Source organism: Streptomyces sp. B21-105 (genome assembly GCF_036898465.1).
Taxonomy (GTDB): domain Bacteria; phylum Actinomycetota; class Actinomycetes; order Streptomycetales; family Streptomycetaceae; genus Streptomyces.
On record NZ_JARUMJ010000001.1, the window covers coordinates 8530060 to 8544425 of the forward strand.

15 protein-coding genes and 1 pseudogene are annotated in these 14366 nt (G+C 72.2%); 6 read left to right on the top strand and 10 right to left on the bottom strand.

All coding sequences use genetic code 11. The features are described from left to right. Window positions 1-312: 312 nt before the first annotated feature. Window positions 313-1265, top strand: a pseudogene (locus QA802_RS38220) (ribose-phosphate diphosphokinase). Window positions 1266-1313: 48 nt separating this feature from the next. On the opposite strand, the gene QA802_RS38225 reads toward QA802_RS38220, so the two are convergent. Next, window positions 1314-1694: an anti-sigma factor antagonist gene (locus QA802_RS38225; RefSeq protein ID WP_334532845.1), complete on the bottom strand. Its 381-nt coding sequence runs from the start codon at window positions 1692-1694 to the stop codon at window positions 1314-1316. Between the two features lie 314 nt (window positions 1695-2008). Then, complete coding sequence (locus QA802_RS38230) at window positions 2009-2401, bottom strand: MarR family winged helix-turn-helix transcriptional regulator (RefSeq protein WP_334532848.1); 393 nt, start codon at window positions 2399-2401, stop codon at window positions 2009-2011. 176 nt (window positions 2402-2577) lie between these two features. Here QA802_RS38230 and QA802_RS38235 point away from each other — a divergent pair, with 176 nt between their 5' ends. Both QA802_RS38235 and QA802_RS38240 read left to right on the top strand, forming a co-directional pair. Beyond that, on the top strand, window positions 2578-4032 hold the full coding sequence (locus tag QA802_RS38235) for an aldehyde dehydrogenase family protein (RefSeq protein WP_334532850.1): 1455 nt from the start codon (window positions 2578-2580) through the stop codon (window positions 4030-4032). Window positions 4033-4062: 30 nt separating this feature from the next. Further along, window positions 4063-5181, top strand: coding sequence for an NAD(P)-dependent alcohol dehydrogenase (locus tag QA802_RS38240; RefSeq protein ID WP_334532852.1), 1119 nt, complete (start codon window positions 4063-4065; stop codon window positions 5179-5181). Window positions 5182-5265: 84 nt separating this feature from the next. On the opposite strand, the gene QA802_RS38245 is transcribed toward QA802_RS38240, so the two are convergent. Next, complete coding sequence (locus QA802_RS38245; protein WP_334532854.1) at window positions 5266-6216, bottom strand: NADP-dependent oxidoreductase; 951 nt, start codon at window positions 6214-6216, stop codon at window positions 5266-5268. A 71-nt stretch (window positions 6217-6287) separates the two neighbouring features. Here QA802_RS38245 and QA802_RS38250 point away from each other — a divergent pair, with 71 nt between their 5' ends. Next, window positions 6288-7241, top strand: a complete 954-nt coding sequence (locus QA802_RS38250; protein WP_334532856.1) for a GlxA family transcriptional regulator — start codon at window positions 6288-6290, stop codon at window positions 7239-7241. 132 nt (window positions 7242-7373) lie between these two features. Here the strand turns inward: QA802_RS38250 and QA802_RS38255 are convergent, their stop codons facing one another. Both QA802_RS38255 and QA802_RS38260 read right to left on the bottom strand, forming a co-directional pair. After that, on the bottom strand, window positions 7374-7937 hold the full coding sequence (locus QA802_RS38255) for a TetR/AcrR family transcriptional regulator (protein ID WP_334532859.1): 564 nt from the start codon (window positions 7935-7937) through the stop codon (window positions 7374-7376). After that, window positions 7934-8296: a DUF1304 domain-containing protein gene (locus QA802_RS38260; RefSeq protein ID WP_334532861.1), complete on the bottom strand. Its 363-nt coding sequence runs from the start codon at window positions 8294-8296 to the stop codon at window positions 7934-7936. Before QA802_RS38260 ends, QA802_RS38255 begins: the two co-directional genes overlap by 4 nt. 163 nt (window positions 8297-8459) lie before the next feature. Between QA802_RS38260 and QA802_RS38265 the strand changes: the two genes are divergently transcribed. Beyond that, entirely contained in the window at window positions 8460-8852 is a 393-nt protein-coding gene (locus QA802_RS38265; RefSeq protein ID WP_334532864.1) for a VOC family protein, read from the top strand. A 189-nt stretch (window positions 8853-9041) separates the two neighbouring features. On the opposite strand, the gene QA802_RS38270 is transcribed toward QA802_RS38265, so the two are convergent. Then, entirely contained in the window at window positions 9042-9338 is a 297-nt protein-coding gene (locus tag QA802_RS38270) for a DUF4235 domain-containing protein (protein ID WP_319169014.1), read from the bottom strand. A gap of 8 nt (window positions 9339-9346) precedes the next feature. Then, the gene (locus tag QA802_RS38275; RefSeq protein WP_319169013.1) at window positions 9347-10399 is read right to left on the bottom strand and encodes a glutathione S-transferase family protein; all 1053 of its coding nucleotides are present in this window, start codon (window positions 10397-10399) and stop codon (window positions 9347-9349) included. A 266-nt stretch (window positions 10400-10665) separates the two neighbouring features. Between QA802_RS38275 and QA802_RS38280 the strand changes: the two genes are divergently transcribed. Further along, window positions 10666-11583, top strand: coding sequence for a cation diffusion facilitator family transporter (locus tag QA802_RS38280; RefSeq protein ID WP_334532868.1), 918 nt, complete (start codon window positions 10666-10668; stop codon window positions 11581-11583). Window positions 11584-11695: 112 nt separating this feature from the next. Here the strand turns inward: QA802_RS38280 and QA802_RS38285 are convergent, their stop codons facing one another. From QA802_RS38285 to QA802_RS38295, 3 genes are all read right to left on the bottom strand, one after another. After that, complete coding sequence (locus tag QA802_RS38285; RefSeq protein ID WP_334532872.1) at window positions 11696-12145, bottom strand: nitroreductase family deazaflavin-dependent oxidoreductase; 450 nt, start codon at window positions 12143-12145, stop codon at window positions 11696-11698. 161 nt (window positions 12146-12306) lie between these two features. Then, complete coding sequence (locus tag QA802_RS38290; protein ID WP_334532875.1) at window positions 12307-12930, bottom strand: LysE family transporter; 624 nt, start codon at window positions 12928-12930, stop codon at window positions 12307-12309. 169 nt (window positions 12931-13099) lie between these two features. Then, a complete protein-coding gene (locus tag QA802_RS38295) occupies window positions 13100-13924 on the bottom strand; it encodes a phytanoyl-CoA dioxygenase family protein (RefSeq protein WP_334532878.1) in 825 nt (274 codons plus the stop codon). Window positions 13925-14366: the final 442 nt, after the last annotated feature.

A 14366-nucleotide genomic window follows, 5' to 3' on the forward strand; every position in this document is an offset into this window, starting at 1 on the left:
GCCGCTCCCGACGCACGGGCCACCGCCACCCGTCACGCGTACCTCGTCGCTCGGTCAGGGCGGCGACCGGGCTCGGCCGGTCCGGAAATGTCACCCGGGCGGCCGATCCGCCCCGGTGCGTCCCGCCCCGCCGGATCGGACGGGCCCGGCGGGCGGCCGTGTCCCGGATCTCCCCGGGTCCGGGAGGAGCGGGGGAGGGGGCGGGGGAGGAGGCCGGTGGGTCACGGCGTGATCGCGAGGTGGGCGAAAGGGGTGCGGTCCGTAGCATGAGAGGTCCCGCCCCAGCCGGACATGATCAGCGAGGAGCCGATCGTGCGAGACATCTCCGTGTTCAGCGGCAGTGCCCATCCCGAGCTGGCAGCCGAGGTCTGTGCCCACCTCGGCGTGCCCCTGAGTCCCACCCGCCTCAGCAGGTTCGCCAACGACTGCTTGGAGGTCCAGCTCCAGGCCAACTGCCGGGAACGGGACGTCTTCCTCGTCCAGCCCTGGTCAGGCCGGTGCAGGAGCACCTCGTCGAACTGCTGTTGATGTGCGACGCGGCCCGGGGCGCGTCGGCGGGCCGGATCACGGTCGTCATGCCGCACTACTCCTACGCCCGCTCCGACAAGAAGGACGCGCCCCGGATCTCGCTGGGCGGCCGGCTGGTCGCCGACCTGATGGCGGCGGCCGGCGTCCACCGGGTGCTCACCATGACGCTGCACTCGCCCCAGGTGCACGGCTTCTTCTCGATGCCGGTGGACCATCTGCACGCCCACCGGGAGCTGGCCGCGCATTTCCGGCGTTACGACCTCACCCGCACCACCGTCGTCTCGCCTGACCTCGGCAACGCCAAGGAGGCGGCGGCCTTCGCGCGGATGATCGGCGCCCAGGTGGCGGCGGGCGCCAAGCAGCGGTTCGCCGACGACCGGGTCAGCATCAGCGCCGTGATCGGCGAGGTGGCGGGGCGGGACGTGATCGTGCTCGACGACGAGATCGCCAAGGGCAGCACGGTCCTGGAACTGCTCGACCGGTTGCGGGAGTCGCAACCGCGGTCGATACGGGTGGCGTGCACGCACGGTCTGTTCGCGGCGGGTGCGCTGAAACGGCTCAGCGAGCAGCCCGACGTGCTGGAGATCGTGTGCACCAACACCGTGCCGGTGCCCGCCGAGCAGCACACCGACAAGCTGCGGATCCTGTCCATCGCCCCCGCCCTCGCGGAGGCCGTTCGCCGCATCCACAACGGCGAGTCCGTCAGCGCCCTGTTCGACGCGGCGCGCAGTCCATAGGGGGACGGCCGGGTCGGAAGGGTCGTCGAGCAGCGCTTCCGGGCGCCGTCATAACGTGCCGGAGGCGGCCCCGGGCCGCTCCAGGGCGGCGTCCAGGGTCGCGGCGGGCGGCAGCAGCCGGGACAGCCCGGTGGCCCGCAGGATCCGCAGGGTCAGCGGGTGCGGGCAGACCAGGTGCAGACGGCCGCCGTGGTCGAGGACCCGCCCGCGGGCCCGGTAGAGCAGACGCAGTCCGGAGCAGTCGAAGAACTCGACCGGGGTCAGGTCGATCACGATGCGCGGCGCGGCGCACGCGGTCGCGTCGTCGAGGTGCGGGCCGATCTCGGCCGCCGCGACGATGTCGATCTCGCCGTGGAACTCCAGCACCGTGTACCCCCGGTCCTGGCGGACGCGCAGATGCGGGGTGCCCGCCGCGGATGCCTGCTGCACGACGACATCGCCTCCAACCCGCTCCACCGGTCGGGAGCCTCCAACGGGCGGGGAGCACACAGCAGTTCCCCGCCCCAGCAAGTTACCCCCGTTGGAGTGAATCTCAGCATGTTCGATTGACATATGTCTTCGAAATGCAGCCGACTCTGGCCGAGTTTTTTCGCGCCGTGAGCGAAGGGGGGTGCGAGGAGCGGTCCGAGGGGTGGAGGGAGGGGCGGCCGGAGGGGATGGCGAAGGGGGCGGGACGGGTGCCGGCAGGGGGTGCGGGAGGGTGCCCGGAGGGGTGCGGGGGGTGCCCGGAGGGGGCGGGAGGGTTACGACAGGGCGTGCCAGGCCGTCGACAGGGCTGCGCGGAACTGCTCCGTCTGATGTGCCGTGAGCTGCCCCACCATGCGCTCTTCCAGCTCCCGTACCGGGCCGGCGTGCCGGTCGAGGAGCTCGCGCCCGGCGTCGGTGAGCAGGATCCGCAGCTCGCGCCGGTTGTGCGGATTGCGCTCGCGGCGGATCAGCCCGCGCCCCTCCAGGGATCGCACCAGGTCGGCGATGGACTGGGCGGTGACGAAGGAGTCCCGGGCCAGCTGGGCGGCCGACAGCCCGTCGTGCCGCTGCAGCACGGTGAGCGCCGTGTACTGCAGGGCCGTGATCCCGGACGGCTTGACCAGCTCGTCAAGATGGGAGCGCACGACCAGCTCGACCTGCTTCACCATGTAGAGAAGGGACGGGGGCGCCCGGTGGGGCGAGGGTGCGGACGCTGTCTTTCGCGTCTGGGAGCCGGCCATGGGCCCGAGCCTAGAGCATTGACAGGAAACCTGCCTGTGAAGAGACTGCAAACCAACAGGAATCCTGTTTGTTGAAATCTTGGCGACGATGCTGAGGAGTGGCGATGACCACCTTCGAGACCGGCCCCGGTCGACTGTTCATCGGGGGACAGTGGCGTGAGGCCGCGGACGGAGCCCGGACCGAGGTGGTCGACCCGTCACGGGGCGCGGTCGTCACCACCGTCGCGGAGGCGGGGGCCGTCGACGTGGACGCCGCCGTGCGGGCCGCGCGGGAGGCCTTCGACGCCGGGCAGTGGTCCGGTCTCAGCGGCAGGGAGCGCGGCCGTGTCCTGCTCCGGGTGGCGGAACTGATCCGCGCCGAGGCCGACGCGATCGCCCGGCTGGAGAGCCTCGACGTCGGCAAGCCGATCACCTTGGCGCACGCCGTCGACGTCACCAACGCGGCCAACGACTACGAGTACTTCGCCACCCTCGCCTTCGCCCTGGACGGCGCACACCGCGACACCCCCATGAACGCCCTCGCCTACACCCGACGCGGCCCGCTCGGCGTCGTCGCCGCGATCACCCCGTTCAACTTCCCGCTGATCCTGGCCGGCTCGAAGATCGCCCCCGCCCTCGCCGCCGGCAACACGGTCGTCCACAAGCCCGCGGACGAGACCCCGCTGAGCGCCCTGTACATGGCGGACCTGTTCCAGCGGGCGGGCGTGCCCGACGGCGTCGTCAACGTCGTCACCGGCAGCGGCCCGGTGGCCGGCGAGGCGCTGCTGCGCCACCCCGGCGTCGACAAGATCGCCTTCACCGGCTCCACCGCCGTCGGCCGGCACGCCGCGAGCATCGCCGGCGAGAACCTCAAGCCGGTGACCATGGAACTCGGCGGCAACGCGGCGCACCTCGTGTTCGAGGACGCCGACCTGGAGAAGGCGGTCGGCGCCGTCATCAAGGGCTTCGTCTTCAACACCGGCCAGTTCTGCATGGGAGGCCCGCGGCTGCTGGTGGCCCGCCCGGTCTACAGCACGATGCTGAACATCCTCGCCGAAGCCGTCCCCGGCGTGCCCGTCGGCGACCCCCGGCGGCCGGAGACCGTCGTCGGCCCGATGGCGGGGGAGAAGCACCTGCGCAAGGTCGAGGAGTACGTCGCCCTCGCCCGCAAGGAGGGCGCCCGCATCGTCTGCGGCGGTGAGCGGCTCGACCTCGACGGCGGCTACTACTACCGGCCGACCGTCATCGCCGACCTCGCCAACGACTCCCGTCTCGTGCAGGAGGAGATCTTCGGCCCGGTCCTCACCGTCCAGCCCTTCGACGACGAGGACGAGGCCGTCGCGCTCGCCAACTCCACGCCGTACGGCCTGGCTTCGGGCGTCCAGACCGGCAACCTGGCCCGCGCGCACCGCGTCGCCGACCGCCTCCAGGCCGGCATTGTCTGGGTCAACGACTGGGCGATGCTCGACCCGGCCGTCCCCTTCGGCGGCGTCAAGGACTCCGGCTTCGGCCGCGAGTACGGCCCCGAGGCGCTCGAGTCGTACACCAGGGTCAAGTCCGTCGTCGTCTCGCTCGACTGAACACGCCGCGAAACACAGGGAGCCGTACCCATGACCATCACCACACGCGCCGCCGTCGTCGAGTCCGCCGGAGCGCCCTTCACCCTCTCCGAGGTCGTCCTCGAGGACCCCGCTCCGCACGAGGCGGTCGTCCGGCTGGTGGCGGCCGGGCTGTGCCACACCGACCTCGGCGTGGCGAGCGGCGGACTGCCCTTCCCGCTGCCCGGAGTCCTCGGCCACGAGGGCGCGGGGATCGTCGAGGCGGTCGGCGCGGCCGTCACCGGCGTCGCCCCCGGCGACCATGTCGTGCTGTCCTTCACCTCCTGCGGGGACTGCCGCAACTGCGACGGCGGCCACCCCGCCTACTGCGCCTCCTGGCTGCCGCTGAACCTCCTCGGCGGCCGCCGCGCGGACGGCACCAGCACGCTCAGCCGGGGCGGCGAGCCGCTCGGCGGCCACTTCTTCGGCCAGTCCTCGTTCGCCGAGCGGGCCCTGGTCGACGAGCGCAGCCTCGTCAAGGTCGACCCCGACGTACCGCTGGCGTCGATCGCCCCCCTGGGCTGTGGCGTGCAGACGGGGGTCGGCGCGGTGTGGAACGTGCTCCGGCCCACGACGGGCAGCACCGTCGTCGTCCTCGGGGCCGGAGCCGTCGGCCTGTCGGCGGTCATGGCGGCCGCCCTCACCCCGGCCACCACGATCGTCGCCGTCGACCGGGTCGTCGAACGCCTGGAACTGGCCATGGAGTTGGGCGCCACGCACACCGTCGACGCCGGCCGGGACGCCCTCGGCGACGCCCTCGGCGACGCCCTCGCGGAGATCACCGGCGGCCAGGGCGCCGACGGCATCGTGGAGACCACGGGCAACACGGCAGTGCTGCGCCAGGGCGTCGACGCGCTCGCCGCCCGCGGCACCCTGGTGGTGGTCGGCGCACCGCCCTTCGGCAGTGAAGTCGCCCTGGACGTCAACGGGTTGCTCGGCGGCAAGCGGGTCGTGGGCCTCACCCTCGGCGACAGCGAGACGCAGAGCTTCATCCCGGCTCTGGTCGAACTGGTCAAGGCGGGGCGGCTGCCGCTGGACCGTCTGATCGGCACGTACCCTTTCGCGGACATCGACCGGGCGGTCCAGGACATGACCTCGGGCAAGACCATCAAGCCGGTCCTGACGTTCTGACCCACAGGCCCATCCACCCACAAAATCCTCTACACCCGCAAAATCCTCTTAAGAACCCGCTCCCACCCGTGTCCTGACGTCTCGTCAGTCGAGCGTCAGGACCAGCTTCCCGGTGGTCCGGCCGGTGTCGCCGAGCCTGTGCGCCTCGGCGGTGTCGGCCAGCGAGAACGTCCCCGCGATCGTGGCGCGCAACTGCCCCGCCTCGACCAGCCGGGCGATCTCCCGCATCCCCGCCCGATCGGCGTCCACCAGCATCCGCACCACCCGGACGCCGAGACGCCCGGCCTCGGCGTACAGTTCCCCGGAACCGACCGGCAGGATCGACACGACGATCCCGCCCGGGCGCAGGACGCGCAGGGAGTCGACTGAGGTGTCCCCGCCCAGGGTGTCCAGGACGACGTCGACGTCCTTCACCGTTTCGGTGAAGTCGGTCTCCCGGTAGTCGATCGTCTCGTCGGCGCCGAGTTCCCGCAGGAAGCCGTGCTTGCCCGCGCTGGCCGTGCCGATCACGTACGCCCCGCGCGCCTTGGCGATCTGCACCGCCACGTGCCCGACGCCGCCCGCGGCCGCGTGGATCAGCACCCGCTGCCCGGCTTCCAGACCGGCGGTCTCCACCAGCGCCTGCCAGGCGGTCAGCGAGACCAACGGCAGCGCGCCGGCCTGGACGTGGTCGATACCGGCCGGCTTGTGCCACAGGGCGCGGACCGGCGCGACGGCGTACTCGGCGTGCGAGCCGTGGCCGTAGGGGTACGGCAGCATGCCGAAGACCTCGTCCCCGGGGACGAAGGCGGCCACGCCGATGCCGACCGCCTCGACCGTTCCGGAGAGGTCCCAGCCCAGGACGAACGGCGGCTCGCCCAGGAAGCCGCCCGTGGCGCGGTGCTTCCAGTCGGTCGGGTTGACGCCCGCGGCGCGCACCCGCACCAGTACCTGGTTCGGACCCGGCGCGGGCCGCTCCACTTCCTCTTCCCTCAGGACCTCGGGACCGCCGAGGACGCTCTGACCGATGACGCGCATGGTGTTCACAGTGCTCATGATGAACCAGCCTGCCGGGCCGTGACCGGCCGGGAAATGGCACGATTGCCAACTTCCGATAGAATCGTGCCATGCATGCGAAGCACCGTGTCGTCGTCCTCGCCCTCGACGGCGTCTACCCCTTCGAACTCGGCATCCCGAGCCGTGTGTTCGGCGCGGCCGACGGCCACTACGAGGTGCTGACCTGCACGGTCGACGGCCGGCCGGTGCACACCAACGCCGACTTCACGGTCGGTGTCGAGCACGGTCCCGAGCTGCTGGAGACGGCCGACACGGTGGTGATCGCCCCGGTCGCACCCGACCGGATGACCGACCACCTGCCCGACGCGGTCGCCGCGGCCCTCGCCCGGATCCGTCCCGACGCGCGCCTGGTCTCCATCTGCACCGCCGCGTTCGTGCTCGCCGCCGCGGGCCTCCTCGACGGCCGCCGGGCCACCACCCACTGGTGCGTCGCGGAGGAGTTCCGCCGCAGGTACCCGCGCGTCGAGCTCGACCCGGACGTCCTCTTCGTCGACGAGGACCGTGTGCTGACCTCGGCGGGAGCCGCTTCCGGCGTCGACGTCTGCCTGCACCTCGTCCGCAAGGACCACGGCAGCGAACTCGCCAACAAGGTGGCCCGCCGATGTGTCGTCCCGCCCTTCCGGGACGGCGGCCAGGCCCAGTACATCGAGCAGCCGGTTCCCGAGGCCGGCGCGGCGAGCACGGCGGACACCCGAGCCTGGGCCCTGCGGCGGCTCGGCGAGCCGCTCACCCTGGCCGAGCTCGCCGCGCACGCCCGGATGAGTCTGCGTACCTTCGCCCGCCGGTTCCACGACGAGACGGGGATCAGTCCCGGCCGCTGGCTGATCCAGCAGCGCGTCGCGCACGCCCGGCGTCTGCTGGAGGCCAGCGACCTCTCCGTGGACCAGATCGCCGGCCGCGTCGGCTTCGCCACGGGCGCCTCGCTGCGTCAGCACCTGCACGCGGCCATCGGTGTCTCCCCGCAGGCGTACCGCAGGACGTTCCAGACGACGCCGCACCGCTGAACGACCCGTGCCGCTTGCCGCGGCTCTCGGCTGTTCGCTCGCCGCTCGTGCCGGCCCCTTTCCGGCTGCCGCTCGCCGCATGTCGCTCGGTGTCGGCTCGTCGCTCGGCGGGAGGCGTTCGGTCGGGCCTGCTCAGCGGCTCGCGTGCAGTGCGACCAGCAACTGCCACACCTGGTCGGCGATCTCGGCGGGTGAGCCGTCCAGGTCGCCGTGCAGCCAGTCCGCCAGGACGCCGGCGAAGGTCGCGGCTACGGCCGAGGCGACCAGGGGCGCGTCCGTCGCGCCCGCCCGCTGCCGCTCCCGCAGGCTGTAGGCGCGCAGGTCACGGTGGAGCACCCGGCCGAGCGGCCCGCCGCCGCCCGGCGTCAGCAGTGTGCGGTAGAGCGCGGTGTGCGGGGTCAGCGACGCGAAGAACCCCGCCAGAGCGGCCGGTGCCCGTACCGGGTCGGGGCGGCCCTGCCAGGCGTGCAACGCCACCACGGCTTCCCGCACGACGTCGGCGCAGGCGTCGACGGCGAGGGCCTGCAGATCCGGATAGTGCACATAGAAGGTGGCACGGCCGACACCCGCCCGCCGCACCAGGGCGGCCACGCCCACCTCCTCCAGCGGCCGCTCGGCGCACTCGGCGAGCAGCGCCGAACGCAGCCGCGCACGGGTGCGGGCCGCCCGCGGGTCCTCGGGCTCCGCGCGGGTCACTGCGCGACGAGGACGGCCACCAGGGCGAGGGCGCCCGGCAGGGCCTGCGCGAACAGGATCCGGCGGTTCGCGGTGAGCGCTCCGTACACGCCCGCGACGATCACGCAGGACAGGAAGAACACCTGGGCGCGGAAGCCGGTGGGGTCGGCCGCGATCAGCCCCCACACCAGGCCCGCCGCGAGGAAACCGTTGTAGAGCCCCTGGTTGGCGGCCATCGCGGCGGTCTTCTTCGCCATCTCGGCGTCGAAGCCGTGGAACGACAGCCCGGGCTTCTTCTGCCACAGGAACATCTCCATCACCAGGATGTAGAGATGCAGCGCGGCCACCAGGGCGACCAGAACGTTCGCCAGGATTTCCATGGTCTCCCTCAACTTCTTGGACAGGTGTCCACTATAGCGGGACACCTGTCCAAGAAGTCCAGGGGTGGTCGACCCGGCCCCGTGCGCGGCCGAAACGCGGGTATCCGCAGGGTTCGGAGGCGGGGCGCTCCGCCCGGCCGGATCTCGTGGAGGAGACGACGACATGGCACTGGTGAAAGCGGGCGTCGTGGTGCTCGACTGTGCCGAGCCCGAGAAGCTCGCCGAGTTCTACAAGGGGCTGCTGGAAGCCGAGGAGATCGACCGGACCGCGAACCGCGTGGAGATCAGGAGCGACGACGGCACCCGTCTGGCCTTCCGGCGCGACGTGAACGCGACCCCGCCGAGCTGGCCCCGCCCCGAGAACTCGCTCCAGGCCCACCTGGACTTCCTGGTCGACGACCTCGACGAGGTGGAGCGCAGGGTGGTCGGCCTGGGAGGTCGCCCCCTGGAGACCAAGGGCGCCCCCGGCCCTCACGAGGAACGGGGCTACGCCGATCCGGCGGGCCACTCCTTCACTCTCCGCCTGGCGCCTTCGGCCGCCCCGAAGCAGGGCTGACGCCCCGAGGCAGGGTTGACGCCCCGAGGCCGGACCGACCCGGCGCACGCCCGGAGCGCGGGCCCCGCCCATGGGCAGGCGCCCGGCGCTCCGGAGGGGAACCGGGCTCCCGTGTCACCGTGCCACCGCGACCGCTGAGCCCCCGCGCACCGCGCATGCGCGCCCTCGGTCCGTGACGGCGGGCGGGCGTCAGTCGCGGCCGCCCTTCTCCTTGGCCGGCCAGACACCGGTGGAGCGCTCGATCGCCTTGGCGCCGGTGCGGTCGGCGGCGCTGCGGACGGCCGCGAAGATGGCGCCCTGCACCGCGGCGGCCAGCAGGACCTCGCCCCAGCCGCGGTCCTGGTCGAGGGCGTCCGGGGCGTCGTCCTCGTGCCGGATCATTTTCCACGCCTTGCGGAACGCGAGCCCCGCCAGGGCGCCGCTCGCCCAGCCCAGCGCGAATCCGACGGGCTGGTAGACAAGGGGGAGTTTCCTCTTCTTGGCCATGGATCTCTTCACTCCTTCTCTGTCATGGGGGAGGGGCGGCGGGCCCGGCCGGCTGCCGGTACCTCCTCACCGGCCGGCACCGGGCCGGGCGGTGTGCCGTCGCCGAACGGGCGACCGCCGAGCTCCTCCCGGCGGTGCGGGGAGTGCCACCCGGCCAGGTCCGGACCGAGCGGGACGATCCCCGTCGGGTTGATGCCGGTGTGCACCCGGTAGTAGTGCCGCTTGATGTGGTCGAAGTCGACGGTGTCGCCGAAGCCGGGCGTCTGGAAGAGATCGCGGGCGTAGGCCCACAGGACCTGATTCTCCGTCAGCTTCCAGCGGTTGCACTTGAAGTGACCGTGATAGACGGCGTCGAAACGCACCAGCGTGGTGAACAGCCGGATGTCCGCCTCGGTCAGGGTGTCGCCCACCAGGTACCGCTGCCGCGCCAGCCGGGGCGTCAGCAGCTCCAGCCGGCGGAAGACTCCCGCGCACGCCTCCTCGTACACGTCCTGGCCGTCGGCGAACCCCGCCCGGTACACCCCGTTGTTGACGTCCTCGTACACGTCGGCCATGACCGCGTCGATCTCGTCGCGGAGCCGGTCCGGGTACAGGTCGGGCGCGCCGGCGCGGTGCAGGGCCGTCCACTCGGTGGCGAGGTCGAGGGTGAGCCGCTGGTAGTCGTTCGTCACCAGCTTCCCGCTCGGCACGTCGACGATCGCGGGCACACTGACCCCGCCCGGGTGACCGGGCTCGCGCCGCTCGTACGCCTCGGCGAGGTACCGGATGCCGAGGACGGGGTCGCGGCCGCCGGGGTCGAGGCCGAACCGCCAGCTGCGGTCGTCCTGGACCGGATCGGTGATCGCCATCGACAGCGGGCCCTCCAGACCGAGGAGCCGCCGGGAGATCACGGCCCGGCTCGCCCAGGGGCAGGCGCGGCTGACCACCAGCCGGTAGCGGTCCGCCGCCACGGGCCAGCCGTCCCGGCCGTCCGCGGTGATCCGGTCCGTGAAATGGCTCCTGGCGCGCTTGAAGGCCGTGTGCCCGTACGCGCTGTTGCCGTCGCCGCCCCCGTCGCCCATGGTTTCCTCCCGGTGGTGTCGCCTCTCCTGTTCCCCGCCTTCCCCCTTTTCGGCCGACGGCACGGTGTGATCGCGATCCGCGGGGGAATGCGGCGAAGGTGAGCACGACACCTTCAGAACGGAACGCGGATCAGCCGGCCGATACGAAGGCCCGAGCCAGTCAGGGGGCGGACGATTCCGGCACCGGCCGGACAGCGGGACAGACGGGTGAACGAGCAGGCCGGCCGAGCACATCCGGCGCAGCCGATCGCCGGACACGCGTCACCGTGCTCGTGGCGCTGGCCGCCAACCTGGTCATCGCCGTCGCCAAGGGGCTGGGCGGCGTCCTCGCCGGGTCGCCGGCGCTGCTGTCGGAGGCCGCCCACTCCGTGGCCGACAGCCTGAACGAGGTGTTCCTGCTCGCCGCCCTGCGCCGCAGCCGTCGCCCGGCCGACCGCCGGCATCCCTTCGGCTACGGCAAGGAGCGTTTCTTCTGGTCGCTCCTGGCAGCCGTCGGGATCTTCGTGATGGGCGGTTGCTTCTCCTTCTTCCAGGGCGTCGAGGCGCTGCGGACGGGAGCCGACGAGAAGCTCAGCGGCTATGTGGCGGGCCTGATCGTGCTCGGCGTCTCCTTCCTCGCCGAGGGCGCCTCACTGGCGCGGGCCCTGCACCAGGTGCGCCGGCAGGGCGGCAGCGCGGGCCTGCGGGACCCCGCCCTGCGCACGGTCGTAGCGGAGGACGGCACGGCGGTGCTGGGCGTCACCCTGGCCGTGATCGGCATGGCCCTGCACATGGTCACCGGGCAGGTCGTCTGGGAGGCCTCCGCGTCGCTGGCGATCGGCGTGCTGCTCGTCTACGTCGCCTTCCGGCTGGGCCGCGACGCCCGCGACCAGCTCATCGGCGAGGCCGCGGACCCCGAGACCGGTGCGCGGATCCGCGCGCTCCTCGACGCCCAGCCGGAGATCGACAGCGTGGAAGCGGTGTTCACGATGCAGATGGGACTGGACGCGGTCCTGGTGGCGGCCCGTGTGGATCTCATGCCGGGCCTGGACAGCGAGCGCGTCGAGGAGGTCGCCGTCCGCATCAAGCGGTCGATCGCCTCGACGATCCCCGAGGCGGGCCAGATCTTCCTCGACGTGACCGACCGGCCCGCGGGGGAGACGGCGGAAAGCCCCGCCGCGACGGGGGAGCGCGGCGGGGCCTGACGGTCGGATGCCCGGCGGGAACGCGCTCATGCGTTCCCGCCGCGGATTCTCTGCCCGGCTTCCCTGCCGGCTCTTCCCGGCAGGGGGCGCCGCCCGAGTGATCCCAAAGGGGTCAGCGGCTCCCGTCCGGTTCCACGACGAACACCGGGATCTCCCGGTCCGTCTTCGTCTGGTAATCCGCGTACGGCGGATACGCGGCGACGGCTCGGTCCCACCACTCGGCCTTCTCCGCGCCGGTGACCTCTCGGGCCGTCATGTCCTGTTTGACCGGCCCGTCCTGGAGCTCGACCTGGGGGAGAGCCTTGATGTTGTGGTACCAGACGGGGTGTTTGGGCGCCCCGCCCTGGGACGCGACCAGGGCGTACCGGCCGTCGTGCTCGACGCGCATCAGCGGGGTCTTGCGGATCCGGCCGCTCTTCGCTCCCAGGGTGGTCAGCAGGATGACGGGCAGGCCCGTGTCCCGAAGGGTCGTCCCCTCGGTACCGCCGGAGCTTTCGTAGAGCTCCACCTGTTCGCGCACCCACTGTGTCGGGCTGGGTTCGTACTCGCCTTTGAGAGGCATCTCTTCCGTCCCCTTCGTCATGTCGCTGTACCGTCATGCCGTCGCTCCGTCCGCGTGGTTCGCGTGGTTCGCGTCCGGCCCGCACAGAGCTGCAACACCGATGGCCGCGTGTTTCATCCGCACGTCCGACCGACTGCATCACCAGCGGGAGGTCCGGCCGCCTACGTCACCATCCGGACGGCGAGCACGGTCATCACCCCGCTCGACACGAGGGCCGTGACCAGGCGCCCACGGTGGCCGGTGAGCGCGCGGCCCAGCAGGGCGCCGCCACCGGCGAGCAGCACCTGCCAGCTCGCCGAGGCGACGAACGCCGCCAGCACGAACACGCCCTGCTCCAGGGGCCGTACCGGGTCGGCGCGGCCGGCGCCCAGGACCAGCGCGGCGAAGTAGACCACGGTCGTCGGGTTGAGGAGGGTGATGCCGAGGAAGCTCAGATAGGCCCGGGCCGGACCGGGCGGAGGCGGTGCGGACCGGGTGGCGAGCCGGCGCGCCCGGTACGTGCGTACGGCGCTCCGTGCACCCCGGACCGCCAGCACCAGCAGGACCAGGGCCGACGCCCAGCGCAGGGGCGTCAGCACCGGCCGCAGCACGGCCGCGACGGCGGAGCCGCCCACGGCCGCGACCAGGGCGTAGAGCCCGTCCGCGGTGGCGACGCCGAGCGCGGCGCACACCCCGGTGCGCAGGGAGGTGCGGGCGGTGAGCGAGACGAGGTAGGTCGCGACCGCGCCGACGGGCACGGCGATGCCGTAACCCGCGACCAGGCCCGCGACGAGCGCGGCCGTCACCGTCGGACGGCGTCGCGCCTCCGGGGACGGCCGGACTGCTGCTGGACCGGTGCCGTGGGAGCGGCGGCGGACGTCGGCGGCAGAGAGGCATCGAAAGTGAGCATGGCTGGATCCTGCGGGTGAGGAGCGCCCGAGGGCAACCGGATTTCACGCGCCCCCGAACCGAGGGTCAGTGCGGGCCCTGCGGCGCGAACTCCGTGCCGCAGGGCCCCGCCCCCTCGCTCACCGGCAGAGTCAGCCGCTCGCCGTTCATCGTCAGCGTCCGGTAGAACTCGCCGATCCGTTCCGTCGAGCGCCCGACGTAGTGCCCGATGAACGACCGGCGGAACCGGTCGCCGCTGCCGTTGGGCTGTGATCCGTGCACCAGACTGCCGTTGAAGAACAGCACGTCGCCCGCGGCCATGTCGACCGGCGTCGTCGTGAGTCCGGGCGGCGGCGGCACGTACTCCCGCGCGAACGACACCTGGGCGTCGGCCGTTTCCGGGCAGAACAGGTCCATCCGGTGCGTGCCGGGCACGACTTCCAGACCGCCGTTCTCACGGTCGATCTCGTCGCAGGCCAGCCAGGCGGCCACGCATGTGCCCGGTTCGACCCGTAGATAGAAGTTGTCCTGGTGCAGCGCCTGGCCCCGGGCGCCCGGCGGCTTGAAATAGAACATGCTCTGCGCGGCCAGCACCTCCTCGCCGAGCAACTGTTCCAGCACGCTCCGCAGTCGGGCGTCGAGGAGCACCCGGCGGGCGAGCGGACTGATCTCGTGAGGGTGCATCACTCTCGGATACACCGCGAGGGGGTCCACGGCGCCGGGGCGCGGCTCGAAATGCCCGGGCACCGGCCGCCCCGCCGCGTGCAGCGCTTCGAACTCGGCGCACAGCCGGTCGACTTCGTCCTGTGTGAACAGCCCGCGCACGACGGTGAAACCGTCCTCCCGGAACTGCCGCAGTCCCGCCTCGCCCGGGCGGGCAGCCCCGGCGCCGTCGATGTCCGTGACTGTCATGTGTGGCCTCCTCGGTCCCCGTGCCGCCTCGATCCGCTGCCGCCTCGGTCCGCTGCCGCGACTGGCACCGTAACCGCGGGCGGGGCGATGCGAAAGGCGGGGCACGAGGGGGTGCCGCGGGGTGAGGGAATGGCCCGCCATTTACGTCCGGAAAGGCGCCTCGAAAGGGCGTCAAAAGGGACTTGTGTACCGCGACCGCCCCACAGGGCGATGTCGTGTTGACATTTCGTCAATAAGTGGCGGCCGGTGCCCGTGTACGAAACCGTGTGATCTCTTGTTCGTCCTGGTCCGGTTGTGCGAAGGTGTGCCTTGTCGGCGCGCGGACAACGATTTTCCCATCGTGCGCACGAGACGCCTCCCGTCACACCTCCCATGCTTCACGAGAGCCGTCCCCCGCGGACGTCAGAGGCGTCGAACCCTGTGCGAGTCGTCCCGCCGCGCG

Coding starts and splice junctions, on each gene's coding strand:
- QA802_RS38230 (WP_334532848.1), bottom strand. CDS start 2,401: ATGGTGAAGCAGGTCGAGCTGGTCGTGCGCTCCCATCTTGACGAGCTG.
- QA802_RS38235 (WP_334532850.1), top strand. CDS start 2,578: ATGACCACCTTCGAGACCGGCCCCGGTCGACTGTTCATCGGGGGACAG.
- QA802_RS38240 (WP_334532852.1), top strand. CDS start 4,063: ATGACCATCACCACACGCGCCGCCGTCGTCGAGTCCGCCGGAGCGCCC.
- QA802_RS38245 (WP_334532854.1), bottom strand. CDS start 6,216: ATGAGCACTGTGAACACCATGCGCGTCATCGGTCAGAGCGTCCTCGGC.
- QA802_RS38250 (WP_334532856.1), top strand. CDS start 6,288: ATGCATGCGAAGCACCGTGTCGTCGTCCTCGCCCTCGACGGCGTCTAC.
- QA802_RS38260 (WP_334532861.1), bottom strand. CDS start 8,296: ATGGAAATCCTGGCGAACGTTCTGGTCGCCCTGGTGGCCGCGCTGCAT.
- QA802_RS38265 (WP_334532864.1), top strand. CDS start 8,460: ATGGCACTGGTGAAAGCGGGCGTCGTGGTGCTCGACTGTGCCGAGCCC.
- QA802_RS38270 (WP_319169014.1), bottom strand. CDS start 9,338: ATGGCCAAGAAGAGGAAACTCCCCCTTGTCTACCAGCCCGTCGGATTC.
- QA802_RS38275 (WP_319169013.1), bottom strand. CDS start 10,399: ATGGGCGACGGGGGCGGCGACGGCAACAGCGCGTACGGGCACACGGCC.
- QA802_RS38285 (WP_334532872.1), bottom strand. CDS start 12,145: ATGCCTCTCAAAGGCGAGTACGAACCCAGCCCGACACAGTGGGTGCGC.
- QA802_RS38295 (WP_334532878.1), bottom strand. CDS start 13,924: ATGACAGTCACGGACATCGACGGCGCCGGGGCTGCCCGCCCGGGCGAG.